Here is a 26,890-nt window from a genome sequence, read left to right as displayed (position 1 = left end):
CTTCTTGGTTCCCATAAGTTCATGAGGAACGGCTTAAAACAGCATCAGGGAAGCCCTCTTCAAAACGCTACAGGGCTTCCCTTAATTTTTCTTCTTCATTTTTATCAGTGCTCATAAAATTGTTTTTTCTCTTCCTCAGATAATTCTTCTGGCTCCTTGCCATGTTTCATACAATACTCTGCCAGTGCACGAACTTTTAGTCGCGGTTTTTCAGTGTCTGTCGGAAGGGTATATACACCGTCTGGAAAGTTCTCTTCAAATTTCTCAATGTCTTGTCGAAGCATTTTATCACTCACCTTTTTAACAGTGTAACCTTTAGGCGTTGATACTATTACGTCTATTGATCTTGCCATACCTTGACACCTCCTGGAAAGTACTGTTTACATAAGCGCATAGAGTCCATTGGGTAAAAAATAAATTCTTGGCCATTTCTGTGACCGCCAAGTTCTGAATATAGGTCTAGTTTAGATGACTTGGACGTTAATTTCATAAAGCCATCCAGTCCTTTGTTAAAACTATACCAACAAGCAAAGGCAATTAAACATCTGCCTACACCTATATGTATTCGTTCTTTGTTCCCTTTTCCCTGTATGACCTTTTTGTTAGCGGGAGAAGACTCTACAATGTCAAGCTCAACAAATTCATAACCCTTTTCATAATGAGCTTTCACAGCAACCAAGCCTTGTGGTGTTTGACCATGCTTATCGACCGATAAAGCAAAAATTTCAAATCCGTTAAGAACTGGCCGCATCCAATCAAAATCCCATTTTCCTGAAGGACTATACTTTTCTTGCTTGATTTCTTCTTTCGACACACTACGGAAATAGCACTCAACTTTTTTTCCACTTTTGGCTTCAATGATCATATACACTATCTCTTTCTTTTATTATATATAGATTATAACATTTTTTAGGTTGGAAATCTGCCTGCCCTATTGCTTCCTTCCCTTAGTTTTAAGGTTCTAACGCCATCGATTTAAAGCATTACAGGTTGCTGTTTTTATTATATTTTATCTTCATTTTTATTATTTGTTCACGGTTCAATTTACGTTTAGACTTTCAACAAGTGTTTTTAAGTACGTATGTAAAAACACAAGTGAATTTTTCGCGATTAGGGTAATGTATGGCACCGGGAACACTGACACCCTTTTTCGATTATTTAGCCATGGGAATGTAATTAAAGATTAAGTGTGTAGTTTTTTGTTTTTTCTTTATTAATGCTGTTTTTATATGTCTACTCTAGAATATCAGCAGTACTCACTTTTTCTAGATCTTCCTTCCGTATAATAACAAAGGTATCGGAATCATTCATAACAATGACTTCATCATCCTCTAAGTCATTCTTTGCTGTTTCTAAAGAATCCTATAAAAAACCGTTTATTTTTTTACCTTTGACTCTTATCATGTTATAAACTCCATATTCCTTCACATTTTTAATTCTCTAAAAATGTATTCTACAAATGATATGTAAGGCACCACTTAATATTTAATAGGAATTCGGCTAAACGAACTTTTTACACATTAGCTAATGAATATAAAAAAGAGGCCGCGGAAGGCCCCTCTTTTAGGTGTGTGTTCTGGTAAATTAGTTATATAATTGTACCACAATTTTAAGTAATGGTCTTTTTTTAATTAGACTGTAGGATTCAACTTGCTCAAGAGAAGCAATCTATCTCCTCTAAAATTGAATTTCATACTATCTCAATGACCCCATGCAACAATTTTATAAATTGCTTCCAAGGTATTTAATATATGCCATTGGCATCTTTTATTAACTTGATCATCAATTAGTCATTTCTTCAGCCGATAGAAGGACACATTGGCAAAGCGCTTTTCGGTGTATAAAATCTAAGCCATTATTTTTTTACTACCTAATTTTTTATGAAATTGTGGATCCTTAGGTATTCCAGGATCAACGCCTCTAAGAGGTGGGATCTTTGCACAAATAAGCTGGATTGGAATTAGATACTCATATGTTTTATAGAACGAATGGTTAATGAATGGTACTACCATATTTTTAGAATCGGAACTCGCGTTTTTTCCAATTATGAATATATTGTTTGTCCATTTTGAAAGGACTTCAATCATTTTTTCCATTCTTTTTTCTTGATCTGTATCAATGATAATAATTGCCGATTCCTCATTAATGGCATTGTAAATTCCATGAATGAACTCTTCAAATTCATAACCAGTTACTGGTATGCGCATCGTTTCAAGTAATTTTAATGCTGCCTCTAGCGTGTCTCCGTAAATCTCACTTGTTCCAATGATACGAATATCCTTTACTTCTGATAACTTTTCTTTGTTTTTTTCAATCCACTGAATCGCAGCATCATACGTTTCATGGAAGTGGTCTGCTGTTTCCTCAATTGCTTCTATTTCTGATTTATATTGATCATCAGACAATTTCCCGGTCTCTCTTGCCAATTGAAGGGCGAGAAGTGTGAGATTTAGTTTGGTGCAGTAAAACCCTTTTGTCTTTGCGCCTGCCTTTTCTTCACCGCATTTTACAGTCAAAACAAAATCTGAGACTTCATCAATTAATGCTTCTTCATCCCCGGCCATTGACGCGACCATGCATCCTGCTTTTCTTGCTATTTTCATTGCATTGTATGTGGAGAAACTGCTGCCCCCTTGGGATATTCCCACAAGTAATGTTTTTGAGTTATCTCCAATAAATGTTTTCTCGTCAATCGCAAATGGGTAGTAACAGTCTACACGCACTCGGGTAAAATGCTGCATCAACTTATAGGTTTGCAACCCAGAGTGAAAACTAGTTCCTGAACCTGTAATAATGATTCTTTTGATTTCCTGGCGTCTCACCTCTGCAAACAACTGGTCAGCTCCATCGATAATTTCTTTCATTTTTGAGGGAGTCTCTAACATGTAATCTTCAATTTTCATATCATATCTCTCCTAGTCTAATTTTTATAAGATACCAATCCAGTGAATAATAATACCTGCCGCAAGAATTCCGAGGGTTAGCTTAGTAATACTCACTTTCTTTTTCAAAAGGAAGTAAACGATAAAAGTTACGATTAAAGGGAGCATATTAGGCATTATTTGATTCAGAATTTCCTGGAGATTAACTTTTGCCCCCTTTAAATTAAACTTTAAAGGAGTTTCTATCTTTAACATGGTTGCTACCATTCCACCAACAACAACCAACCCCACCGTTGTGGTCATTGCCATAATCTTATCCATCAATCCTTCTCTTTGAATCCGTTCAAGCGAATTTACACCAACCCGGTAACCCAATTTCAATCCAGCAATCCTTACAAAAATGTTAGGAATGTTGTATAGGATTAGGAATAATAAAGGGCCGAATATATTTCCTTGAGTCGCCAAGGAAATTCCAATTCCCGCTGCAATCACTCGGAAAGTCCCCCAAAACAGAGAATCTCCAATTCCAGCTAGGGGACCCATAAGGGAAGCTTTAACGGCACTAATTGAGCTTGCATCAAAATCTGGATTGTTGGCGTTTTGTTCCTCCATCGCTGCTGAAATTCCCATTATTGTTGGGGCAACAGCTGGTGTAGTATTAAATATTTCCATATGTCTATTGAGCGCTTTTACTTGATCATCATGTTCTTTATATAACTTCTTAATTACGGGAATCATCGTGTATACATATCCAAGGTTCTGCATCCGTTCATAATTGAACGCACCCTGAAGGGCAAATGAGCGCCAAAATATTTGGTTCAGTTCTTTTTTAGTTACTTTTTTTTCAGTCAAAATTGATTTCTCCTTCCGTAAGGTTGTTATATGGCTGACTCACCTGTTCCTCATTTTTATTATTGATTACAATATGAATAACCACCGCAATACAAGAACCTAATAAAGCTATGGCCGTAATATTGAGTTCCAGGTAGGAGGCTGCCAAAAAACCGAGGAAGAAAAAAACACCCATTTTTTTTGTGAATAACATATCGAGCAGTAAAGCAAATCCAATGGCAGGTAATAGATTCCCTGCTACCCCAAGACCATCAATAATGGTTTTAGGAACAGCGTCTATTAAACCTTTTACTTGGTCCGCACCTAGCATAATCGCTAGGAATGTTGGAATGAATACGCTTAGGAAAAACAATATTGGAGGAATCCACATCATGAAGGTTACTCCACGGAAATTTGCCTCTGAGGCATATCGATCAGCCTTGTGTAGAAAGTAACCATTGATAATTCTCACCAATACTCCTAAAGACTGTGCCAGGACCGCAATGGGCACAGCCAATACTAAAGCCACTTCGGCACCTTGTCCTGAAATAATGGCAAAAGCCGTTCCGAGGATACCGCCTGTTACAACGTCTGGAGGAGTAGATGCCCCGATACCTGCAATACCCATCCAGATTAACTCGAGTTGTGCTCCAATAATCACCCCGGTCGTCACATCTCCTAAAACCAGTCCAACCAACATACCGGTAACTAAAGGACGTTCTAACATCAGCATTCCAAAAATACGGCTATCTAATATACCAATCCCTGCAACAATTCCTAACATAATTGATTGAGCTAACATGCTAAACTCTCCAATTTCTATATATTTTTTATCATTTCTTTAAGCCCTCTCTTTTTATCTCTGGGAAGCATTCGAAATTCCAAGTCTACTCCAAGCTGATTCATTTCTGTTAAATTTGCTAGATCTTGATCATCAACCGCAACTAGATCTGTGAGTTTGCGTTTTCCTTCGGAATAACGCAGTCCACCGACATTCACTTCACTAATTGCACCATTTGAATTTTTCACTAATGATAGTGCATCTTCCGTATTTCTTACTAAAATCAATACATTACTTTTTTGGGCTGCAGCAAATTTTTGTACAATCTCACCGGACTCCTTCACGTCTCGTATGTATAGTTTTACGTTTCCGGGTTTGGCAAGATTTAACGCCATGGCCTTCATCTCATCTTTCTTAGCCTCATCATTCACAACGAGAATGACATTCACACCAAGTGCGGACACCCATCCAAATGCGACTTGTCCATGTATTAGACGGTCATCAATCCGTAATAACGAAATCAACGTCTACACTCCTTTTCTGTGATGCTAACATCTCATTCAAATGGATAATTCCAGCTTTAGCACTTTGAACCCCTTCAGAAATGGTATCTTCTATGCTTTGGTCTTCATCTGAAAGAATCATTGTCAACATCATTGGTAAGTTCACCCCTGTGACCACATTGAAGTTTTTCAACTCAGACAACAACTCAACACAGATATTGCTTACACTTCCACCAAACAGATCCGTGAGCACAATAAACTTTTCACTTTCTTGCTTCTGAGTTAGAATCCGCCTCAACTCTTCTTTTGCCATGTCACCCGACTTTAACTTTGTCATTTCAAAGTACGTGACATTCGGCGCATCACCGGCTATTAATTGCGCGGTTTCGATAAAGCTCTTAGATAGCTCACCGTGTGTTGCAATCAAATATTTCTTCATTCTACAGCCTCCTATTATTTTTTTGTGACTCACCTTTCTTTTAATGCAAAAAGCATGCCAACTAGTGGCATGCTTTTTGAAAATCTTAAATTTAATTCTTAAAAAACCCTTAATTTTCAAGGTTTTTTGATGCAGTAATCTTTTTATTATGTTTTTTAATTCTGGACTAGTTGCACACTAATTTCTGGTTTTTGCACACTGACCAATCTTTATTTTGAAATACAGCTAATAACTTCTCTTAGTGGTTTTTCTTTCATAGAAGACAATTTTAAATGGTAATTCTCAAATATCAGCGTCTCTGTTGCAGGATTGGGAATAATTGTGCACTTAATCCCTGCCGCTATAGCCGCCTTTAAGCCATTGACTGAATCCTCAAATGCCACGGCTTCTTCCGGAAGAATACCCATTAATTGAACCACATTTAAATAAAGCGCAGGGTGTGGTTTAACCTTTTCAACATCGTCCCGAGTCTGAATTACTTCAAAATAATCCCTTATCTTATGCTTCTCTAGGAAAGGTAGTAACCATTCTTTGGTTGAACTAGTCGCTAGTCCAATTTTTAACCCTAATTTTTTGGCCTCTTTAAGATATTCCAATACACCTTCTCGAATAACGATCTCTTCCATTTTTTTTCGGTGAATGGTCAAAGCTAAATCTCTAATTTCTTCTTGGCTTTTCTCTCCCTTAGTTTGTTTTTCTAAGAATTGATTAAATTCCTGAGAATAGGTACCGATATACCCTGCAAACTCCGCTAATGATAAAGTAACCTCATAAGGTGCTAACACCTCACAATATGCATCATACCAAGCTGTTTCTGTATCTAATATCGTACCGTCAAAATCAAAGATGACTGCTTTTATTTCACTTCTCATATAAGTTTGCCAATCCTTCAGATTGAAGTACAGTTTTAACCTCTTCCATTAATTCGTTCTCATCCGTTCCTTCGGCGATAATTTTCACATGATCCCCTTGCTTTACACCTAGTGACATGAGTTGGATGATTGATCGGAGATTAACGGTCTTCTCATTAAATGCTAACTTAGTATCTGATTGAAATTGGTTAGCCACCTTTACTAATGAGCCTGCTGGTCGTGCATGAATTCCTAATTTATCTGTAATAGTAAATAATTGTTCAACCATGTATGATCTCTCCATTCTCTACTTTCTCTTCTGAATACCGTATTTTGATAATGTCATAGATATAGCCAATTTCTGAAATGGGTATCTCTATTCCATAAGTTTCTTCTATACCCCTAAATATTTCTTTAACCGTTTGAATGAAGTCTTTTTGTTTATCCATAAAGTCTTCAATATCGCCATAATCATCAATGGGACTTTTCTTTACCAACCGTTCAATCAAACAGCTTAAATGGATATAAAGACTTATTCTTGTTTGATTGGAAAATTTCATAGTAAATTGATTTTGTAGATCACTGACCACTTCACTTACATGTTCAATGATCATATCTGGATTAAGGATGGTAAGGTGATTAATTACATTTTGTAATGAAAACAGCTTCACAATATTATTTGTAATCGTTTCAATACCTTCAGATGGAAGTACCTGTCCTAATATACTACAAAATGCTTCATTATCTTTGCCTGATATGATGTCTTCAATCCCAACAAATGTAGTATCTAGAACACCTGGATCCGCTGTCCCAATAATTCCAAGCACATTGTACTCCTTAAAAACGGCATCATTAAGCCCATTTACTTTTAAGCTTAAAAAATCGTAAGGAAGGACTTGTACGATTTCATCATCAATATTCGAATTGATACCTTTATCTAACAAACCTTTAATTTTAACAGCGGTACCAATTCCGGTAATGCAGGTCGTGATGATCGCGTTCTTTTTGTATTGTTGTACAGGTTCAACCAGTTGATACGATGGTTTGTAGGTTTCGGCAACTTCTCGTAGAATATCTTTTACGGACAAACCTTTAATAATCTTTTCCCCAGTATCAATCGCGATTTGAGTGGTGATATTGTTTAGAATCCCAATGGTAGCTGGACTAATATCATTTAATCGGTCTTTAATCTCAACCAAGGAACCCATATCTACAAGAATGATTACACCTTTTGAGGTATTAATTGACTTTAGATACTGTGTTAGCCTGATTAAAATTTCAGATGTAGAAACCTCAAAGGGCATATCAAAGGCCTCAAAAACGTCTTCCCTTAACAACCGATTGGAAAGGTTTGCTATACTGCTCGCTGTTGAATAGCCATGGGCAATAATAACCGCTTTAATGCGCTTAGAATCGAGACTGCTGCTCAAACCCTTCACATAAATAGCTAGCGTAAACAAATCCATTGGATCCATCGAGATTCCAAAGGTATTCTCAGTCTCATCAATAATCATTTCAGCAAAATCAATTTCTTTTTGCAAATGACGTTTTAAAACATGCTGAAACTCTTTATAAGATTGTAAATCATTCTCTGTCAATCCGTTATTGTTTCCAGAGTGTAATATAAAATGAGTTAAGGCAATTACACTGTTTCCAGAAAGTTTGGGTTTTAGGATAAAGTCAGTAGATTCGATGATACTTTCCATAAAATGTTTTACAGTTATAAACTCAAGATTGTCCTTATACGATTGTTTATTAAAAATCAGCTTATCCAGATATTGATTGATAGGAACGGTGGCTTTTTTAATAAATATGCCGATATTAAATTTCTCTTGTTCCCGTTGGCACTCGTGAAAAAGGTGTAATAATCTCTTATATAAATCAAGTAAGTTGCTATTTGTTCCCCGTTGATTGAAATCTGAATCCATTTCCTTGAGCGGATCCACAATGAGAGTTCTTTGGTAAAAAGGATTTATGTTCCTTGAAGACTTATGATTAATAATGTAATCTTTAACGATTTCTCCCGGCAGGTCTTTTAAACTTATCTCAATTTTCTCATCCGATTTAGTATGAATAACTTCTGTGTAAGCTTTGGCACAGGAATACGTAATAATGTTTTTTAGCTCGCCGACATTCCCACGTATATTGGCGTTCATAAGTGCTTCAATAACTCCCTTTTTCAATTCAAACGTAACATTGACATTCTTGCTTTCAGTTTTATAGAAGTTACATATCAAGCTATACTTTTCATTTTCTGTTCTTTCCTTTAAGGACGGGATCGTTAAAGTAATTGGTATTCGTCTAAGAAAGGTTTGAAGAAACGTTTCCTCTGGATCCTCCGTTGTGGCAAAGACCATTCTTACCGTTGCTTTTTTCCAATTGTCACTACCACCAAGCGGGTGGTATATCCCTTTGTCCATAAAAAGAAAGAGCTTTTCCTGGCCTTCTGCATTCAGCCGGTGAACTTCATCTAAAAAAAGGACACCACCATCTGCCTCCTGAATAATTCCGGTTGTATCTTTATGGGCGCCTGTAAAGGCGCCCTTGGTTGATCCGAATAAATTGGCAGTAAGCAATTCAGGATTATTGGCGAACTCCGCACAATTCAAGGTAATAAATGGTGCTTTTTTTGGGATTACACCTTTATTCTTGGCGTACTCATAGATCAATTTTGCCATATAGCTTTTTCCAACTCCCGTTTCACCGACGATCAAAAAGGGCAATCCTTTAGGAGGATAGCTAATGGCAACTTTACACTGCTCAATTGGTTTTTTTAAACTCCCAGCATGTCCAATTAAATGAACAAATGGATCATCTAAGGTGGTGTCCAATGGACGTATGTGATTGAGCATCTCTTCAAACGTGTTATATACTAATTGATCTATGGATACTTGGTACTGTTGTTCAACCATTTTCTTTGAGAAAAAGTAGACCGGCCGGCTATTTACTTTGATTAAAATGCCTGATCGATTCATTTCGTTTAGATATCTGCTGGCTACACTTCTACTTAAATTTAGTTCCTCAGCAAGAGAACGTGCCTCTATGCCATCTTCGAGCTGCGAGGCTGTTGTACGCTCTTCAGATATCTGTTGAATTTTTTCAATAAAGGTTTTAGTGATCAGCTTAATCAGCCCCATTCAGCTTGCTAGTCTCATCAATTTAAACCCAACTCGTACAACACATTGGGTAGAAAACGTTTACTCGCCCCTTTTTGCTTAATAGCTCACCACACGATAATACTTTCTTGTAGTGTAGCCGAGACCTGTTTTCTCCATCATATGGTTTCTCAATCGATCTCCTAAGAGAATGGAAATCACGGCGGGGCTAAAATACTTTCTAAAATCATCACTGATTCGATCAAGCGGAAATTCTTGAATATCAATGACGAGATAATTCTGAGCATACTTATTCAAAAATCTCTCAACTCTCTCATCAATTGCTCTGGATTCATCTTCCCCTTTAATTAATACGATTGGAGTTTTTTCATCTACAATTTCAAAGCACCCATGGAAAAACTCTGCCGAGTGCATAGCTTGTGTTTTAATTCTAAAAAGCTCCTCTGCTACACAAGCCGAATATCTAGATATTTCACCAATACTTGATCCACTTCCAATCCATAGTTGGAAATCGTCTGTGTAATGCTTTTCCGCATACTCCTTTGCCATAGGGTCAAACTGCTTGGCTACCTCTAAAAGTGCACTAGGCAGGTATTTAAGCTCATTTGCAAACCGATCATAATCTTTAAAGAAACCTAAATTGTGAAGCAATCTAAACGCTAAGAAGTAAACTTGAACATACCGATAGGCAGAAATGTCTTCATCAATATAAACCGTATGATCTGCCAGGTTATATATTGATGAACCTTTCACGCCTACAAATCCCACAGTAGTAATGCCTCTGTCCTTACAGAACTTTATAGCCTGTACCGCTTCTTCAGCATCCCCTGTTTTAGATACTAAAATTACTAGGGACTTCTCTGTTAATTGTTTATAATCAGCGACTGCAAACTCGGCAGATGTCTCAGTAAAAACCGGTATATTGGATAATTTTTTAAAGAAGTCGGCAAAGGCACACAGCATGGCGATTGATCCGCCAGAACCAACGAAGAAGATGTTTTCAATCCCTTTTTCTGTAATACTGTCAGCTATTTCTTCAATACCGCCGCGTAACTGGTAATTCTTTTCTCCACGTTCTAAATAAAATGCATCTTGTATTTCCACCAAATTAATCTCTCCTTTATTCTAGTTTCAAACGCTAATTTAGCGATTAGTGTAATTAACTTACCGATTACATCAGACCAATCGTCTTTGCCACTACTCCGAATGCCAGGGTTCCTACAATTAGATAAATGACCTTCACTTGTCTTTTAAGTAGAAAATAAATTAGGAACGTAAAAAGCAGTGGTAACATGGCTGGGAAAATTTGATCTAACACTTCCTGTACTTTTACGACTCCCTTTCCAGACCCAAACTGAAGAGGAGTACTAAATTTGACCATACTTGCGGTCATCGCCCCGATAGACATTAGCCCAATGATAGAGGCGCCATGGGTAACCTTCTGCATAATTCCACTTTCCATGGCTTTGTTTAACAGTTTTGTCCCTAGTTTGTAACCTTGGAAGAGGCCGAAGTACCGGCAAAAATAATGAGGGATATTAAAAAGGAAAGCATAAAGAAAAATTCCTAATGGATTACCTTTAATGGTCATTGAGGCACCTATTCCCGCCGCAATCAGTCTAATCGTTCCCCAAAAGAGGGAATCCCCAATAGCTGCCACTGGACCCATAAGTCCTACTTTGACAGCGGTGATTGACTTCACATCAAAGTCCTTATTTTTCGAGTTTTCTTCTTCCATAGCTACTGTTATTCCAAAGATAAAAGTGGAAAGCCATGGCGCTGTATTAAAGAACTCCAAATGCCTTTTTAAGGCTAAAGATCTCTCTTCCTTTGTTTTATACAGTTTTCTAATAATGGGAATCATCGTAAAGGCATAACCTAATCCCTGCATCCGCTCAAAATTAAATGATCCCAACAGACGGAGAGATCTCCAAAACACTTTCATCAAGTCTTTTCTCGTAATGACACTCTCATTAGAAGGATTGCTCATGCTGAATCCCCCTATCGTTCTTTATTTGATTCATAATGACAACCAATAGGACGCCTAAAATAGTAACTCCTGTTATTGTTAGATTAAAATAGGTTGATAAAATGAACCCGCCAATAAAATAAGGGACAAGACTTTTCTTGAGTATCATTTGTAAAATCATAGCGAAGCCGATCGCTGTTAAAAGCCCTCCGCCTGCGGCTAACCCCTCTGTTAACCAAGTTGGAATGACATTGATGACTGATTTACTAATACTTGCTCCAAAATAAGCAACAAGAAAGTTTGGTATGAAAGCTGCCAAAAATAAAACGACATATCCTCCCCTATGAACCCACTCTATTCCGGACAGATTACCTTCCTCGGCAAATTTATCTGCTTTATTGATCCATATTGAATTGATTACTTTTGCTAGATTTTTGAGTTGTACAGCAAAGAGTGAAATTGGAACGGCAAGGGTAGCCGCAACCTCCGGCCCTTTTCCTAAAACAATGGCAAAAACGGTCCCTGCTACTGCACCCGTTATGACATCTGCGGGAATGGTAGCTCCTACTCCGACGATCCCTATAAAAATAATCTCTAATGTGCCCCCTACCACTAGCCCAGTAGTAAAGTCTCCCAAAACCCATCCAACAAGTGGAGCAACAACAATGGGCCTTCCAAGCATGTTGTCACCAAATATCCGAGAATCCAACCAAGCAAACCCAGCGATTAGACCTATAAGCAAGGCACTTATCAGCATTTCAGCCCCCCCAATACACTATTGATTTTGTAATCGTTTCTTTTTCTCAGATGGAACTTGTCTAATTTCTACCTCTACACCCAGAGATTCAATTTCTCTAAAATTTGTGATGTCTCCTTGATCAACTGCAACAGCAGGAGTAACCATCTTTTTTCCCTGCTGCATTCTCATGCCACCGACATTTATTGCTTTGAGTCCCTTTATTCCCTTAGCTAGACGCAATGCATCTAAGGAATTATCGACTAAAACGAAAATCTTTGCTTTGGCGGAGTCCCCACTATTTAGGAAATCAATAGAGTCATCAATACTTTTACACAGCAGCTTTACACCTGAAGGAGTTGCTAAACTTAGTGTCATCTTTTTAAATTCATCGTTTACAACTACATCACTGGAGACCAAAATAACATTGGCACCAAGAGCTCCCGTCCAGGCATAGGCCACTTGTCCATGTACCAACCTGTCGTCAATTCTAAGTAACGTTATCATTCATACCCTTCCTTTCACGTATATCTCATTTACATGAATCAAGCTCTCTCTGGCCTTGGATAAGCAATAATGAACCATCTCGGTGCCCTTTAGAGAATCAGGTGCGTTTACAAACTCCAACACCATTGGCAGATTAACGCCTGCAATCAAATGTACATTTCCATCAGAAATAAACTCTGTACAAATGTTAGTTATGCTCCCGCCAAAGACATCGGTCAGAATAAAAAAATGATCACCGACACTCCCACTCTTCAAAAATTCTTTTAGTTGTTCTCGTATTTCGTGATCTCTTGTGCCAGGGTTCATACTGATGAATGGTATATCTCTTTCTAGGCCCATGATCATATGAACAGCATTAACGATTTCTTTTGCCAAGTTTCCGTGGGATGCTATCAGCAATCTATTCATGCCAATAAACCTCCTTTCTATTTTCTTAAGTAATTATTCTTGCAAGAACCATGCCAACTAGTGATATTATAATCCTAATTTCAAAATACACTAAATTTTCACCATTTTTTACTTTAATCTTATATAAGGCCGCTAAGGTGTGTCACAGTATTTCTTATCTCCTGCACACTGATCACAATAAAAATGCGTTGGAAGCATGATGATTACCAGTCATACTTCCAACGCATTTTTCCATTCAAAATCAATTTTAATCTTTTCGAAGGGCAATGATTATTAAAAAAAAATAAATTCAAACCCTTTTTCAGATACTTCTTGTTCGCGGCTTTACTTCTTTATAAAGCGGTCAAGACTCCTACCTCAATCGCTGCTTTCAGCCGATCCCTAAATCTCTTATAGAGTCTTTAGACTAAATGTAAAAAACTTTTCTCTATGCCACTCCATATAATATTGTTGTTGGTATGTTAGCTGTATTTGTATGAAATCATGAATATTCATAAAAACCTTTGTAGCTTCATCTAAACTTGGAGAGATCAGTATTTCACCATTCTCATTAAAACTAATTAATCCCCTATCAAAAAGGGAGTCGTGATTTGGACAAAGCAATAAACCATTATTTACGTCCAGACGTTCTTGATTATCAGACTTACTCCAAGGTTTAATATGGCTAGCCACAAGAAAACGACTATCCGATACACCACAAATTTTGCACTTCATTTCTTTATTAAGTAACGCATTTTTAAATCTTGAATGACCAACTCGAGCCTTAATTATTAAATCTTTTTCTGTATTATCTAAAACAGCTGTGCTGTCTAATCCTTCTTCGACTTCTGTTATAACTTGCTTATCTGTTATTGGGTGAATAAAAAATTGTTCCTTAGTATGACCGTTCTTTCTTTCAATAATTTCGAATAAGAAATTTGCTAATTCTGCGGTGACCCTAAAAAGATAACCAGTATTCCCACGTCCAGCCCTGTTAAAAGGTGCATATTTCTCTCCTTGTAATTGCAAAATGCTATCCATGTGATCTTTATAATTAATTGGACTAACAAGGTTGATGTATTCAGCTTCTACCATGTATCCATCTTTTTCCCATAAGTCTAGCTCATCTAATCCAACTGGTCTTTCATGCTCTTTACAATCATCTTTAGCAATAAGTACTGAAACCATTTGGCCGTTATAACTATTAAAAATAACGTCCCCTTGGCTAACATTTCTCATGTCATTCCAATGATGAAACGTCTGACCAAATTTATTTTGCTTTGGTGCCCAAAGATACCCACCACTGAACTCTTCTCTAAAGCTTTTATTTTGAAATACAAGAAAGAAATTCACTTTGAAATCTCCCATTCCTTTATTTTCAACTTAATAGGTCACTTAATTATCTAATGCTTATCAACAATAAACTATTTGGCTGCTTTGTTTTTCACCACTTCCATTTTTGATCCCTTTTTTAAGCCCTTTAACTAAAAAAATTTACCTTTTAGGAGCTCTATACCCTGCTTCCTCGGCCTCCTCTACAGAACAAAACCACTGTACAACATGTGTTGTTCGATCATAATATGTACTTCCCGGAACATGATAAATACCGTTTTCGCTCCCTTTAATTCCGCATGAATCATCAAAATCAGTACCTATAACTTCATCGTCTGAAACAGACTCGTTGTCTTCTAAAGCGGAGTCTGTTGTTTCATCTTGATAGTCTGTCGATTCTTTAGCCATGTAATTTAGTTCATTTTCAATCTTCGCCTTAGCAATTTTTAATGAGTCATTCTCTTTTGTAAGTGTTTGATTCTTCCCTGAAAGGATTTTGTTCTCTTTTTCTAGAGATTCAACTTTCGCAGCTAACTTTTCATTCTGGCTTTGGAATTCCTTTTCCTCATCATCGAGAGAATTTATCTTTTCGGAAAGGGTATCATTTTCTGTCTCTGCCTTATTAAGTTTATCGAGGAGTTTTTGATTAGTACTTATTTGTTTATCCAGTTGTTTATTTAAAATCGCTGTTTTGTCTGCAGAGCAACCCGTTCCTAAGAATACACTTATCAAACAAATCATTAAAGCAGATCTTTTTATCCCAAATGAATTTTTACCGAATGACAAATTTACTATAAGAAGTAGCAATAAACCAACTATAAGACCTATCATCTGTTCACCCCCTATATTAAAAATTTACCAATTTATCTCAAAAAAGTACATAATATTTCCATGTAAATAAATTGATGGTGATGAATATTAATTGGCTGCCTGTCTTAATCGAGCGCTTTGATAGGTGGAATTGCGCAATGTTTTTTTCTTCCGGATTTTATCGTGTAATTAAGACAAAAACATTAAGGAGTGCTTTGTCATCTTACATCTGCCACCTTATCTTGAAAGTTACCGGAAACCAATTGTAAAAACGATAGTCCCTCATATCTCAATAACTGTACATGAAAATAAGCCTTATATTTATCAAGGTAAGTTTGGCGGAGTGCCTTATCTTCCAACTAAATGTGGAACACCCCAAAGATCCAAATAGAACTAAGATGCATTTGCTCGCACAGATCAATTTAGTGAAATTCCTTTGTTTTCCCCGTTCCCCCTCAAAGGAATGATTCAATTTTATCTTTCACCAAAAGATGATTTGATGGGTCTCAATTTTGATGACCAAACCAATCAAGCCATATTTCGTGTCCTGTATCATCCTGAAGTCATTGAAATCGATAACCAGCGAGTGACAGATTTGATATGCCTTCAAATGAGTGATGTGACTCCAGATACCTCTACAACCATGTTAGCCTTCGTTGCCTGTTCTTGCTTTACTCTATACATCGCTCCCTGTCCTACAGGTAAAGGGTGGGATATTCTACGGATTTCCCATTAATACTTTTGGGGAAATCATCCACCTGAATCGCTTGACCAGTGTTTCCATTTGATTCCCAACCTCGTTTTTTCCGGTACTCCCAACTGCTCAGCAAATGCTCGGTTTGAAATTTTACAGTTATACATTTTCCATATTTCAAACGCTTTGTCTCTGTTTGGATCTCTTGCTCTTGGCACTACATCTCACCCGCCTCCAGCTTTATTTGTTTGGACAAAAGAAAAAGCACCTAGAAGGTGCAGAAGGTTTTTACTGTAATATTGTAGAAATGTAAATATAAGGTGTTCCAATTTATTGGAGGTGATTAATGTACTTCTAGAACGATAGTACCGTCATTTCTAACACATATATTTCCTACACAATAATTTTTATTATTTAAATTTAGAATTGAACCATTAGCAATAAGATCTTTATTTTCAAAGAAATCTGAGATTTGGAAGTCACCAATATAAGTTGAATTATTAAACACTTCAAAAATCAATATATCCGCCACCTTTTGAAAGGAGATTTTATGTCCACCGTAAAAGAAAATTCACTTAAAAACCTTATGTTTTTTTATCCTTATCTCGGAAAATCAGTTGTAATTTCTAAACTAAATGATTATATTAAGAAATTCCCAAATTTCAATCAAATATACACCGAGATAAGAAAAGAAAATAAAGATGAGGATGTTCCTACAGTAGTTGCTAAAACACTAATCTTTGGAGTAGAGGAAAACATAATAAATGACACTGATTTAGATGAGCTGCTTTTTCTTTTACTAGAAGATTCTTTATTAAATTCATTTTTATACAAGCTTGATAAGTCACTTTACGTGCAAAACGATTCGTCCTTTAGTCAACATTTATTAAAAGCATGGGGTGTGCCCTCTGAAAACAAAATTTTAAGTAATGTTAACACTACAGGTACCAGCGATTTTATCATCTGTGGATTTAGAGAGTCAAAGACCAATGATACTCTTGAATCTTTGCGAATTCTTTTAATTGATAGAAAAGCTGTTGACGTATATTTTAAAAACGATGAAAATAAACAAATTGTATTCCCAACTATTATTGAATTTGATTTAAGAAGATCTCTCCTCCATATACGATTAAAAGACGTAGATAACATTGTTGATAATCAAGAAAAGTTTAGTACTATGTCTGGTAGAATTAACAACACTTTGAATTTTATAGATTCTTTATATCCGGAGATTCATTATTCAAATATTAAAAACTTCAGATCTTCTTTGTACCTTTTAGAAGAGAATTTGTTACAAGAAAAACGAGATCAAGCATACAGGAAGTTGAAAGACTTCGAAAAGGAAATTTCAAATTTCACTAATTTAGTAACAGATAAATTTAATCCTCCAACAAATCTGGACATTACTCCAAAAGAATATATTTCAAATGGAGTTTTATCTGTTATCTCAACTACATTAAATAATAGTGAACTAGGAGATGTTGTGGGAATTAAGTTTAGAAATAGTAAAGAAGATAATGATCAGAAATACGCAGAAATCACAATTTCGGACAAAGGTTTCAACTGTATATCTACCAATAACCTCTACTGGCTGAATTTACCCGTATTACAAAGTCGTCAGGCCGTTGAGTTTTTGAAAATTGTTAAGTCACTCCCATCTGGTTTAGTAATAGTAAATTTAGACTTTTCCTTAGATACTGCAAATGTTAGACTTATGCAGAGAAGTAAGCATGAGGATGTAGAGAATAAAAAACCAAATCAAGAAAAGTATGATGATACAATAGACTTTTTAAATTTTTTTATTAAGTAGACTTTTATAGAGGATGTTATCCGCATCCTCTATATATTTTTCTTCCCTTGGTCCTCAAATCCTTTATAATAGCTTGTAAAACCTATTGACAAAAAACCACTTATTTTGGCAATCACCACAAAATATCACAATTCCAAAAGAACCCTAACATAAAAAAATAATATCCATATTTTTAAACTTCTTTACAATCTAGCAACCTTTTAAATCGGTCAATTCAGGGATTCATACCGCCACCTCATCCACGAGCAGCTTATCTACCCATACTAGATAATCCAATGGCACGCGTCTCGTCTGTTTCACCTCATACGCATAAACATCAAGATCTTCTTTTGGAATTCTCTTCCGACCGCCCATAGAAGCGTGATACACGTAATGCCGAATTGTAGGAAACGTACCTGTTTCGATGATCTAAACTCAATTAATACGAAGCTGATCCCTCCCAACGCATCCACCTTTTGAAGATAGTCAATTTGATGCGAATGGATATTCTTTAAGTCAAAACGATCTATACTCACGGACTTGGCTTCAAAAGCAATAGCATACCCTTCATAAACTCCGTTATAATCCACCGTGCTGGGAGCTTCATAATAGCCTTGTATCACCTTTGTGCCTTTGCTTTTCAGTACCTAACTGGAGTAAGGTCGTTTGTTGATTAGCGCTACTTTTTTCGTAGCATAAAAGCTGGTTGACCAGGTTGAGCAGCATTTCAAAGGCCATACCTCCATTTGCATGGCTCATTAACATCCCCCTCTTTTTTCGTTTTCTTTGCAACATTCGATTCCCCTCAGATTTGCTTTATTAGAAGGATGAGGCGGCTAAAGCTCAACTGCTCGGCCGCTCTTTTTGCAGTAAAAGCAACGGCAACAAAATAGCCAGCTGTAATCAAACACGGCACTATCCAGGATAAAATCCAAGTATTTTTTATCATGGACTTTCCCTCCTGAATTAAATATCTTTTAACAGGTTTTCAAGCCAGATCTGTTGTCTTTTTCCTCGTTGGTAAGCTCAGCCGGCTTCTTCTTAGGTTCATTTTCTTTAAGATACTCCGGTAAAGCTGTAACCCTTTGATTTGGCCGGAATGGCCGGACATTATGATTTTGCCGTTTTCTTTGATGTTCCTCACTGGCCTTTTTAGTAGCATCCTCCGTCAAGATCTTTTGAGAAACCAAACGGTTTAGCCAGCTCTTGGCATAGGCGATCTCTTTACTGCGCTCTCCCGTCTCTTTCGTTTTACAAGGTCTCTTCTTCCCATCCCATTCTGATCAATGTATGATCCTAGAAGCTCCATTTGCGAAGGACTGGGTTCGTAATTGAAGTGTTGTCTCGAAAAACTTGGTAGAGCGATTTGGGAGGAGGCGCTCCTTCATCCAACTATGGTCACAAGATTTTTCTTACAGCGGAAAAGACCTCGATTCCGACACAGGCAATGAGGCATTTGAAAAATGGCTACTCCAAAAAGCAATAATCTAATTTAAACCGGTATGAACACCAAGAGGCGATACGACCACAATATTTGAACTGTCGGACACCAATTTAACCGCAAGGTATAAATTTTAAGAGTAAGACAAGAATTCCAGTGAGTTTTGAGAATTTCTTCTAAAATGTGATATTTGATTCACATGGTCACACACTTTAAATTGACAACAAACCTTTGAGATTGGTGCTTTTACATCCTACTGATTTGAGCACCTCCCTATAATAAAATGTTACGAAAATAGCCAAAAAAAAGACTTTCAAGAAGAAAGTCTTTTAAGCATTATTCGAATAGTTCATTCATTAAATCTTCTACTTCTTTTCTTCGCTTTGCTGTTTCGTCTTTGAGGATGGTAATTTTATCTCCCTCTATGGTTACCACATCTCCAGGTGAGGCATCAGCAGGAAAAAGCCTCTTATCGAAATCTTGCGTATTATTCCCGATTTCAACGACTACAAGATCTTCTTCAAAGCGATCAATAATCCCTTTCATTTCTGGATCACATCCTTACTTTGGAGTAAATGAAGTCTTCGCTGTATACTTTTTCCCTTTATAGGTGGAAGATACATCGATAACCACTTTATACCCTTTGGCTGCACGACCAATCTTTACTGCTTTTGATTTGCCGATTGTGCCGGTATAAACGGTGTCTTTACTCTTGTAATGGAACACTGACTTATAGGAGCCGCTAGGAAGCCCTTTAACCATTAAATGAATGGTCGCGTTTTGCTTAGGCTTTGTATTATCCACGGTAGCGGTCAGCTTATAGGACTTAGGTGCAGGCACGCCTCGTTAATAACCGCTTCTTTCTGCGCTTCCATTATCATAGGTTCGCGTCAGCATATCGACGTACATTTGGCGTGCGGTTAATCTTTGTGTTACGATCGCGAAATTTATATAGCGGTGAATTGGAGGCACCTGGTATTATTACTAATAAGGAGTTGAATAGATGGAACCTGCTGAAAAGAAAAGTACTATTAATGGACTTTCTATTGTCGTAGCTTTCCTAGTTGTAGGTATTATGCTTTATTTTAATAACTCATATTTCGGAAACCAAATCGTAACTATAGTGATTAGTGTAGTATGCTTACTTTTCGCTCTTATGGGCTTTACAGTAGAGATTTCAAGAATATTACCTAAGGATAGTCAATTTACTTCTAATATAATAGTCGGAATTATTTTGATATCTATTTGGGCGGTGCAGTATCACTTCGCACCTTTTTGGTGGTTAAATATCATTGGATTAGCAGCATTATTGTTAGGTTTAGCTGGATTTTTCACAGGCTTAGCGGATATGGTTTCTTATATAAGTATTAAACGTAAAGGAAGCTCGGTAATGGGTTATTTTATTGTATTTGGTGAATTAGTGGCAGCAGTATCCGCCATTGCTGCTTTTCTAAAAAGTATAGGAGTAGACCTTCCCTTCGATTTTGGATAAGCCTTTCTTCTAAGACACCTAATGTTCGGTGTCTTTTTTTATTGCTAATTCCACATGTAATCTTCGTTGAGACGGCCACGCCTTACCGAAGTGTTTGAGATTTGAATAATTATTACGATGCTGGTATATCGCTCGATATACACCCAGTGTCGCGCAAGTAACTTTTTAATTTTTTGAGGTGTTTAGAGACTTTCGGAATATGGTCGAGTATTGTATAAGCCACATACGGACCGGTTTTCAGGATCGCGCAGTTTCCGTTACACTTTTTTCAACGCATAAGGTAAGAAAGTCGCGTAGGTTTAGCGCAAAATAAAAAACGCCCATCCTACTATGTAAGAGTGAGCGTTTTCCGCTTGTCCCCGGAATCCCAGGCACCTCAGGGTGGGCTTCGCCATGTTAGCTCAATCAATTAAATTAGGTTATATTGGATACGGCATGTTTTTTGCATTATTGTATTCACAAAGGCTAAAGCTCTCTCTTCTTTTGGTTTGCTGAGATAAATTTAATTAAAAAGGTAGTCTGTGCGGAAAAGAGTGGGTTCATGGAGGAGGGTATGTGTTTTTATTTTTGGCGGCTTTCATACTAAACTTCCTAGTCGCTTATTTTGGAGTTAGTAAATCAGTCATCAATGTCATACCAAGTGCGAAGAGCAAAAATCAGTATATAGCAAGTTGAGACAAGTAGCTATATATTGTCATGCTTACTCTATGAAGAGAATAAATAAGATGAGTACAACAGGTCGTACATAAAAGGTTAAGTTCTCTTCTTAGTGCCCTCATCCACGCTACCAGACACTTTTTAAACAAAAGGTAATAAATACCCTAAGAGAAAATATACCCAATCCATAGCACGATAAAAAGGGGACCCAAGAAGGCCCCTTTTTAGGTATTGTTCTGACGATTAGTAATAAATTTTATGACAATTTTGAGTGTTGTTTTTCAGGATAGAGCTGTTGCTCTAAATCTGTGTCACTCTATTCAGCCTAGTTTTATCTGTCTTAATCTATCGTGTAAGAAACCCTCAATAGCTTGATAGTTATTATTTTTCTTTTGATTTAGCATATATATCAAATCATCATCAACAAGTGGAATAATTATACCACGGTCATCCATAGCTGTATCTCGGCATCTTTGTAAAAATAGTTCCATGTTTTCAATTTTCCTACACAGTAGTATACCAAATTTCCCCTTATTCCACGAAAACCTTCCTGATAATTGATCTAATTCAGGATTCATAGGGTCACTTGAATAATTCTTACATTCCATGAAAATATATGCACATGGTGTTTTATGTCTTGTTTCTAGTAACGAGAAAAATCCTTCATTTGATGAATTATCAAAAGTTATATCAATACGTTTCCTACCCTCATGAATTTCCTGTTCAACCTGGGGGGATGTTAATGTAGGATAAAATAATAAACTTATTACTCCTACAGTAAGTCTATGATAATCAGTTGCGTTATTTCTTCCTGTTGGTATTCTTTTAAATTTATCTATTAAATAATCAATTACACTTTCGACATCATCACTTTCATTTTGAATCTGCTGGAAGTCTGTGTGTGAAAGAGGTTTTAAATTCTTTATGTTTTTTACTTGCTGTTTAAAGTCTTTAAATACCTCAGGATGTTCTTCAGTAAATTCCCTTAATTTTTCTTTACTAGCTGTGTGACCTTCTTCTATTAAACTTTGCTTAGTAACAAAAGGAATTTCTTCTCCTGTCTTTTTATTTGTTTTATATTGAACAAGAGAACTTTTCATACTTAAGTGCTGGGATTGTAGGAAGTTAAGTACAAAGTGTTGATTAAACTTCTGAGGAGTATATTCCTTACTATAAGAAACTATGGCTTTTGGAGTTAGTAATATCTTCTCCCCTTCAATTACCAGCATATCTGTGTATTCGGTGATCCATTTCTTTTCTTTTTTATCCCAAAAAAAACCGCTAGGTACGTTCGATGTTAGTGATATTCCCCATAACTCACATTGTTGTTTTGTATAATCTATCAAGTGTTTTTTAATAATATTAGTACTCATGTCCGATAGTTTGTCTTTTCCAAAACCATCAACAAAAATTAAACAATCCTCCAAATCTTCTACCAAGCCTGTCTCAACAGCTTTACTGTCAACTAAGTTTTCAAAAATTAGTTTTGTATCTTCCTTCCCTACTCCTTTACCTTGAGCAGAACCTTCAGATACTCCTAGTCTAGTCTCATTTGGTTCTGTAAGATAGTCAAACAATTGTTTCGCTTCTTCTAGTCTATCATTTTTTATTAACTGTATAACATATTGAAAAAAACTTCGAATAGTTCTTATAGCATCAGTTGACCATCTGTCATTCCTAATTGATAAAAATGCTGGATCTATAAATAACGGTATATCTGAATGAATATCTATATCTACAAAATCTAATTCTTGCTGGTTTTTTTCCAAATTAAATATTTCACTTATTTTCACTTGCTTTCCCCCGTTTAAATTTACATCTATTTTTTTGTCGAATCTAGCATAAAGATATATAAATTTTACCATTAATGTCCATATTTTTCAAATTGTTAATATGAATTCCGCTTAAAAAAAGTATTTTGACTTTCAAGTATACACAGCGTACAAGCGGATATTAAAAATAAAAAGCACCCAAATGGATGCAGTTACATAAATAACTTTTTGTTTAGTGTTATTTCAATATCACCAGTCGGTGTCAAAGACTCTTTTATAAGATTATCTTTTAATAATTTTAGATAGAGGTGGTTAAGATTCGAACGACTTTCTCTAAAAAAAACCAAACTAAGGTATCTCATAAATTCATCATGCATAAAAGCATGGTTTTCACGAAAGTTAGACCTAAGGTGCTTCTTAGCTTTATCATAAAGTCCTTGTGGAAGCATTTTATGTACTTTCATCTCTGGTATTATATTTGCCATATTAGGAAGTTCAATTTCATCAGTTTTGGCATTTTCAATTATTCTTTTTACATCATCATATTTTTCGTTTTCGACTAGACTTTTTATATTTTCTAGCAGTTTCTTTTGACGATCATTTCCTTCTTTAACTTCGTTCATTGTTTCAGTTACTATCCCTACGACTGAATTCACCATCTGTTCTCGCGTATCTTGTAAATCAGCAATTTGTGTGATTAAATCTTTAATTAAGTTACCCGCACTAACGTTTGACTCTTCTAGTTTTTCAGCAGTTTCTTTTAAATCCATAATAGACTGTCTTTGCCCTGCTACATCTATTAAGGTCATTACAATTGCAATGACTGACAAGATCAGTGATGAAACAGTAGATGCTGTTCCAATCGTTGTATTCGCATTTTCACTGCCTCCAAATGCATATACTAAAAAGAAAGCAAGGACAATCACTGCAATTATGATTATATATACTAAATGCCCAACTCTAATGTAACCTCTTACTTTATTCTCCGTTTCCATCAATCCATCCCCTTTTTCCCACTTAATTCGATAAAAGGGGCTATTTTCCTTCTTTAGCAATGTAAAAAAGCACCTATTTAGGACGCTTTAACATACTTGATTTTTTATTCCTCGTCTTTAAATTTGCTATATGAAAGTTCTGTAAAATATGACCTTTTATAACAGTATAATTTTTCAATTATCTTACTATTTACATAATAATTATCGTATTAATTAATATAATTATAATTGTAGATTCTTTACCAATTTCAAATATCCCAATAATTTGACGTTACATTTTGTGTCGAACCGACACTCCCGAAGGAACATGAGTTTGAGTCGCGTTTCTCTCTGTTAAAGATTAATTATTAAACATATTTAATTTCTCTAAATGTACATCCATGTTGTCTTGGTTAATCCGTTCTAAATATAAATTTGTCGTGGAGATATCAGAATGACCCGCCCAGTCTTTGACCACCGCAAGTGGCACATCATTCTCTAACATAACTGTTACAAAAGTGTGACGAAACCAGTGGGGACTAATTGCTGTATTCTGCGTCGCGAGTTTGACAGCTGATTTCACAATTTTATATAAAGATGGATAGGTCAACCGCCTCTTCATGAAACGAGTTTTTTCCTTATTATATAGGGAATAAAACAAAGGACTTGTATCCTGAATATTCAATTCGGTTGATTCATCTAAGAGTTCTCGGTAGTTAAACAACAGATCCTTGGTTTCTTGCCTTATCGGAATGGTTCGAGGTTTATTCCCTTTTCCGATCACATCCACGAGTAAATTACCTCTGCGATTCTTCCGGAAACTACCCCAATTTAAGTTTAGAAGTTCACTTGCCCGAAGACCCGTTGTGTATAGCAGATATCCAATGAGCAGATTTCGCGTTTGCAACTGTTTTCGATAGGTATCAGTCTTCACGATTTTCGGAAAATAGGAGATTAAAAACTCTGCATCCTCCTGGGACAATTCCCGTAATTGAAAGCGTGTTTGTGATTGATTTTGACGAGTTTCTTCTATTATATAGTGCCCCTTTTGAGCAGCTGGTTTGACAATCCATCTAGAGAGCAATGCTTTATAAAAATGCGTTTCATAGCCAAACTCTAATAAGCGGCGAAAGAAGTCAAGTTTCCGTATGGCTGTTTTGTTTGCATAGTTATTTTTTATATACTCGTTGTAAGACTTTACTTCAGGAAAGCCAATATCCCGGAAAGACAAGTTATGCTGCAGCATATAATTCAATAAAGTTTTGGCATCCGCTTTGTACGCCTTTATTGTATGAGGTGAAAAGGTCCGTCCATCCTTATAAATCTTCAGAGCAAAAAACCATTCCAAGAAATCCTCTTCTCTGCTTTGGCCAAGATTCAAGTTCCGATTCTCATCGAGCAGGTTTTTCTCGTGTAATGATTCCTTAAGATCAGTTAAATATCTTTCATTAGTAACATTCGTTATAGAGGCGACTAAATCCATTGAACTCCCTCTTTTCCGTTCTTTGTCTCTTTAAGTATATCATTTGTTAATAAATGTATCGATAGTAAAGATAATATCTAATTATCTTTACTGAAAACTCTTTTGAAAGGGGAAGGCGTATTTTGCAATAATTAAGGTTACTATCCATTTAACTTTTCCTAATTGCAACACAGAGCGTTTCTCCAACATCCAAATATTTACTATATGAAGGTATTGTCTTTGGAAAAACAGATTATAATGAATTCACGGGACAGAAAAGGTAAGAGCTAATATTGGCTCTTACCTTACAGAATTATTTTTATATTCGTTTTCACTTTTGTTTATGTAAGCGTAAATGAGTTTGTTCTTGTTTTCACAAACTACTTTATTTAATATGAATAGATATTGTATTCTTATTCTTATTGTCGTTCCGTGATTGATCTTACAGTCGATTTTAATAGTTCCATTATGTGATTCAATTATTTTATAACCATAAAAGGTACGTATTTTTATTATTTAGTGATGGGTAATTGAGGAAAATTCTTTTCATAAAGGTTTTTCATATTTAAGTGTTTGGTATAAAATTATTAATTTATCTAGTTCTTGGCTTTTTCTAACTATCTCACTTCCAGAATAATGATTTCTCTTTTTTGCTATTGAGTATAATGCTTCACGCAGCATTTTAATTTCCTCTGTTAACTCTTTAATATTCACCCTTTTTCAAGCTCCCCCTTTAAATGTTTTTATAAAAGTTTCACTCCAATAATAATGTTAAAATTTTCATGAATCAACTCTTTTTTCCATTATATGTGGTTTTTTTTATGATTTTAATAAGAAAGTCGATATGTGAAACTTTTTTTATTAAACTAAATGGCATATAGCTTGAATGTATATGAAACTAAGAGCGAAACAAAATGAGTTTGGTTCTATCACTTTGTGTGGTTGATTACATAAGTATAATCACAATTGTTTTTGCTTGTGTAAACATTTTTAAAAGTTTAAATAAAATTTCCGAGTTGTCTTAAAGGTGTGCAGACTCATCGAGTATCATTTAACTTCAGTTTCTTCAGCTATGCCAGTCGATTAGCACCACCTTGCTGAGATCACTGCTATTAATGCTATCACTCTTGAAACTTTCACCTAAAGCCTGTACCAACTCAATATCAAAGAGGTTCTGATTTTTATTCAATTTGTCGGCAGAATATTCTGTCATTTTCCTTTACCTGTCATCTTTTACTATGTTATATTGGTTTAGACGAACCACTATATGCCCAGGAATCAGCAACTGGGCATATTTATTATGAACTTATATTAGGATGGTGAGAGATCATTGAAGTAGAAATCGGTAACCATATTGAAACAACAGATGCGATAAAGGGACAAGTTATAGCCCTACTAACGAACACGGTAGTTATTGATGTATCTACATCTAAAGACAACATTATTAACTTTGATCATCCGAAAC

The 26,890-nt window shown here is 35.9% G+C and carries 31 protein-coding genes and 1 pseudogene; 3 read left to right on the top strand and 29 right to left on the bottom strand.

Annotated elements, in window-relative coordinates; translation table 11 throughout:
* Nucleotides 1–104 precede the first annotated feature (104 nt).
* The 17 genes and pseudogenes from BLT53_RS21510 to BLT53_RS25855 form a co-directional block, all read right to left on the bottom strand.
* The gene (locus BLT53_RS21510; protein WP_244520534.1) at nucleotides 105–353 is read right to left on the bottom strand and encodes a hypothetical protein; all 249 of its coding nucleotides are present in this window, start codon (nucleotides 351–353) and stop codon (nucleotides 105–107) included.
* On the bottom strand, nucleotides 338–865 hold the full coding sequence (locus tag BLT53_RS21505) for a hypothetical protein (RefSeq protein WP_090238587.1): 528 nt from the start codon (nucleotides 863–865) through the stop codon (nucleotides 338–340). Before BLT53_RS21505 ends, BLT53_RS21510 begins: the two co-directional genes overlap by 16 nt.
* Nucleotides 866–1,847: 982 nt before the next feature.
* Complete coding sequence (locus tag BLT53_RS21500; protein ID WP_090238584.1) at nucleotides 1,848–2,903, bottom strand: SIS domain-containing protein; 1,056 nt, start codon at nucleotides 2,901–2,903, stop codon at nucleotides 1,848–1,850.
* 24 nt (nucleotides 2,904–2,927) lie between these two features.
* Nucleotides 2,928–3,734: a PTS system mannose/fructose/sorbose family transporter subunit IID gene (locus tag BLT53_RS21495; RefSeq protein WP_090238581.1), complete on the bottom strand. Its 807-nt coding sequence runs from the start codon at nucleotides 3,732–3,734 to the stop codon at nucleotides 2,928–2,930.
* The gene (locus BLT53_RS21490; RefSeq protein WP_090238578.1) at nucleotides 3,727–4,515 is read right to left on the bottom strand and encodes a PTS mannose/fructose/sorbose/N-acetylgalactosamine transporter subunit IIC; all 789 of its coding nucleotides are present in this window, start codon (nucleotides 4,513–4,515) and stop codon (nucleotides 3,727–3,729) included. The genes BLT53_RS21495 and BLT53_RS21490 overlap by 8 nt, the downstream gene beginning before the upstream one ends.
* Nucleotides 4,516–4,532: 17 nt before the next feature.
* Nucleotides 4,533–5,018: a PTS sugar transporter subunit IIB gene (locus BLT53_RS21485; protein ID WP_090238575.1), complete on the bottom strand. Its 486-nt coding sequence runs from the start codon at nucleotides 5,016–5,018 to the stop codon at nucleotides 4,533–4,535.
* Nucleotides 4,996–5,436: a PTS sugar transporter subunit IIA gene (locus BLT53_RS21480; protein ID WP_090238572.1), complete on the bottom strand. Its 441-nt coding sequence runs from the start codon at nucleotides 5,434–5,436 to the stop codon at nucleotides 4,996–4,998. The genes BLT53_RS21485 and BLT53_RS21480 overlap by 23 nt, the downstream gene beginning before the upstream one ends.
* 209 nt (nucleotides 5,437–5,645) lie before the next feature.
* Nucleotides 5,646–6,296 carry an HAD family hydrolase gene (locus BLT53_RS21475; RefSeq protein ID WP_170834474.1) on the bottom strand — a complete coding sequence of 217 codons (651 nt, stop codon included), beginning with the start codon at nucleotides 6,294–6,296 and terminating at the stop codon, nucleotides 5,646–5,648.
* Nucleotide 6,297: 1 nt separating this feature from the next.
* On the bottom strand, nucleotides 6,298–6,576 hold the full coding sequence (locus tag BLT53_RS21470; protein WP_090238566.1) for an HPr family phosphocarrier protein: 279 nt from the start codon (nucleotides 6,574–6,576) through the stop codon (nucleotides 6,298–6,300).
* Nucleotides 6,569–9,424, bottom strand: coding sequence for a sigma-54-dependent transcriptional regulator (locus tag BLT53_RS21465; protein ID WP_090238563.1), 2,856 nt, complete (start codon nucleotides 9,422–9,424; stop codon nucleotides 6,569–6,571). The genes BLT53_RS21470 and BLT53_RS21465 overlap by 8 nt, the downstream gene beginning before the upstream one ends.
* A 78-nt stretch (nucleotides 9,425–9,502) precedes the next feature.
* On the bottom strand, nucleotides 9,503–10,507 hold the full coding sequence (locus BLT53_RS21460; RefSeq protein WP_244520540.1) for an SIS domain-containing protein: 1,005 nt from the start codon (nucleotides 10,505–10,507) through the stop codon (nucleotides 9,503–9,505).
* A gap of 67 nt (nucleotides 10,508–10,574) precedes the next feature.
* Nucleotides 10,575–11,393: a PTS system mannose/fructose/sorbose family transporter subunit IID gene (locus BLT53_RS21455; protein ID WP_090238557.1), complete on the bottom strand. Its 819-nt coding sequence runs from the start codon at nucleotides 11,391–11,393 to the stop codon at nucleotides 10,575–10,577.
* The gene (locus BLT53_RS21450) at nucleotides 11,377–12,129 is read right to left on the bottom strand and encodes a PTS mannose/fructose/sorbose/N-acetylgalactosamine transporter subunit IIC (protein WP_090238554.1); all 753 of its coding nucleotides are present in this window, start codon (nucleotides 12,127–12,129) and stop codon (nucleotides 11,377–11,379) included. The genes BLT53_RS21455 and BLT53_RS21450 overlap by 17 nt, the downstream gene beginning before the upstream one ends.
* A gap of 18 nt (nucleotides 12,130–12,147) precedes the next feature.
* Complete coding sequence (locus tag BLT53_RS21445) at nucleotides 12,148–12,615, bottom strand: PTS sugar transporter subunit IIB (RefSeq protein WP_090238551.1); 468 nt, start codon at nucleotides 12,613–12,615, stop codon at nucleotides 12,148–12,150.
* Nucleotides 12,616–13,023: a PTS sugar transporter subunit IIA gene (locus BLT53_RS21440; RefSeq protein WP_090238548.1), complete on the bottom strand. Its 408-nt coding sequence runs from the start codon at nucleotides 13,021–13,023 to the stop codon at nucleotides 12,616–12,618.
* Nucleotides 13,024–13,413: 390 nt separating this feature from the next.
* Nucleotides 13,414–14,355, bottom strand: a complete 942-nt coding sequence (locus tag BLT53_RS21435; RefSeq protein WP_090238546.1) for an HNH endonuclease — start codon at nucleotides 14,353–14,355, stop codon at nucleotides 13,414–13,416.
* Between the two features lie 141 nt (nucleotides 14,356–14,496).
* Nucleotides 14,497–14,634 (bottom strand): annotated as a pseudogene (locus BLT53_RS25855) (sunset domain-containing protein); the annotation flags it as partial.
* Between the two features lie 940 nt (nucleotides 14,635–15,574).
* Between BLT53_RS25855 and BLT53_RS25850 the strand changes: the two are divergent.
* Entirely contained in the window at nucleotides 15,575–15,880 is a 306-nt protein-coding gene (locus tag BLT53_RS25850) for a DUF1963 domain-containing protein (RefSeq protein WP_425284733.1), read from the top strand.
* Nucleotides 15,881–15,894: 14 nt separating this feature from the next.
* Here the strand turns inward: BLT53_RS25850 and BLT53_RS25845 are convergent, their stop codons facing one another.
* Entirely contained in the window at nucleotides 15,895–16,056 is a 162-nt protein-coding gene (locus tag BLT53_RS25845; protein ID WP_090238540.1) for a phage terminase small subunit-related protein, read from the bottom strand.
* Nucleotides 16,057–16,181: 125 nt separating this feature from the next.
* Nucleotides 16,182–16,358, bottom strand: a complete 177-nt coding sequence (locus BLT53_RS25225) for a hypothetical protein (protein ID WP_170834463.1) — start codon at nucleotides 16,356–16,358, stop codon at nucleotides 16,182–16,184.
* 30 nt (nucleotides 16,359–16,388) lie between these two features.
* On the opposite strand from BLT53_RS25225, the gene BLT53_RS21415 reads away from it, so the two are divergent.
* Nucleotides 16,389–17,648 (top strand): hypothetical protein, encoded by a 1,260-nt coding sequence (locus tag BLT53_RS21415; protein WP_090238537.1) that lies wholly within the window; start codon nucleotides 16,389–16,391, stop codon nucleotides 17,646–17,648.
* Between the two features lie 222 nt (nucleotides 17,649–17,870).
* Here BLT53_RS21415 and BLT53_RS25670 read toward each other — a convergent pair whose 3' ends face one another.
* From BLT53_RS25670 to BLT53_RS21395, 6 genes are all read right to left on the bottom strand, one after another.
* Nucleotides 17,871–18,002 (bottom strand): hypothetical protein, encoded by a 132-nt coding sequence (locus tag BLT53_RS25670; RefSeq protein WP_280138836.1) that lies wholly within the window; start codon nucleotides 18,000–18,002, stop codon nucleotides 17,871–17,873.
* Nucleotides 17,945–18,217, bottom strand: coding sequence for a Holliday junction resolvase RecU (locus tag BLT53_RS25530; protein ID WP_244520539.1), 273 nt, complete (start codon nucleotides 18,215–18,217; stop codon nucleotides 17,945–17,947). The genes BLT53_RS25670 and BLT53_RS25530 overlap by 58 nt, the downstream gene beginning before the upstream one ends.
* 13 nt (nucleotides 18,218–18,230) lie before the next feature.
* Entirely contained in the window at nucleotides 18,231–18,386 is a 156-nt protein-coding gene (locus tag BLT53_RS25525; protein ID WP_244520533.1) for a hypothetical protein, read from the bottom strand.
* A 46-nt stretch (nucleotides 18,387–18,432) separates the two neighbouring features.
* Nucleotides 18,433–18,576, bottom strand: a complete 144-nt coding sequence (locus BLT53_RS25220) for a hypothetical protein (protein ID WP_170834462.1) — start codon at nucleotides 18,574–18,576, stop codon at nucleotides 18,433–18,435.
* Nucleotides 18,577–19,404: 828 nt separating this feature from the next.
* On the bottom strand, nucleotides 19,405–19,614 hold the full coding sequence (locus tag BLT53_RS21400; protein ID WP_090238531.1) for a DUF3006 domain-containing protein: 210 nt from the start codon (nucleotides 19,612–19,614) through the stop codon (nucleotides 19,405–19,407).
* A gap of 15 nt (nucleotides 19,615–19,629) precedes the next feature.
* Nucleotides 19,630–19,908 carry a hypothetical protein gene (locus BLT53_RS21395; protein ID WP_090238528.1) on the bottom strand — a complete coding sequence of 93 codons (279 nt, stop codon included), beginning with the start codon at nucleotides 19,906–19,908 and terminating at the stop codon, nucleotides 19,630–19,632.
* 163 nt (nucleotides 19,909–20,071) lie between these two features.
* Between BLT53_RS21395 and BLT53_RS21390 the strand changes: the two genes are divergently transcribed.
* Entirely contained in the window at nucleotides 20,072–20,560 is a 489-nt protein-coding gene (locus tag BLT53_RS21390; RefSeq protein WP_090238524.1) for a hypothetical protein, read from the top strand.
* Nucleotides 20,561–21,537: 977 nt separating this feature from the next.
* Here BLT53_RS21390 and BLT53_RS21385 read toward each other — a convergent pair.
* From BLT53_RS21385 to BLT53_RS21370, 4 genes are all read right to left on the bottom strand, one after another.
* Nucleotides 21,538–23,010, bottom strand: a complete 1,473-nt coding sequence (locus BLT53_RS21385; RefSeq protein WP_090238926.1) for a hypothetical protein — start codon at nucleotides 23,008–23,010, stop codon at nucleotides 21,538–21,540.
* Nucleotides 23,011–23,201: 191 nt separating this feature from the next.
* The gene (locus BLT53_RS21380; protein WP_090238520.1) at nucleotides 23,202–23,984 is read right to left on the bottom strand and encodes a hypothetical protein; all 783 of its coding nucleotides are present in this window, start codon (nucleotides 23,982–23,984) and stop codon (nucleotides 23,202–23,204) included.
* A 340-nt stretch (nucleotides 23,985–24,324) separates the two neighbouring features.
* Nucleotides 24,325–25,446, bottom strand: coding sequence for a tyrosine-type recombinase/integrase (locus BLT53_RS21375; RefSeq protein WP_090238517.1), 1,122 nt, complete (start codon nucleotides 25,444–25,446; stop codon nucleotides 24,325–24,327).
* 525 nt (nucleotides 25,447–25,971) lie between these two features.
* The gene (locus tag BLT53_RS21370; protein ID WP_090238512.1) at nucleotides 25,972–26,139 is read right to left on the bottom strand and encodes an aspartyl-phosphate phosphatase Spo0E family protein; all 168 of its coding nucleotides are present in this window, start codon (nucleotides 26,137–26,139) and stop codon (nucleotides 25,972–25,974) included.
* Between the last annotated feature and the right edge of the window lie 751 nt (nucleotides 26,140–26,890).

Source organism: Fictibacillus solisalsi (assembly GCF_900103485.1).
Taxonomy (GTDB): Bacteria; Bacillota; Bacilli; order Bacillales; family Fictibacillaceae; genus Fictibacillus_C; species Fictibacillus_C solisalsi.
The sequence above is the reverse complement of the archived record's forward strand: the minus strand, read 5'-3'. Positions and strand labels throughout refer to the sequence as shown.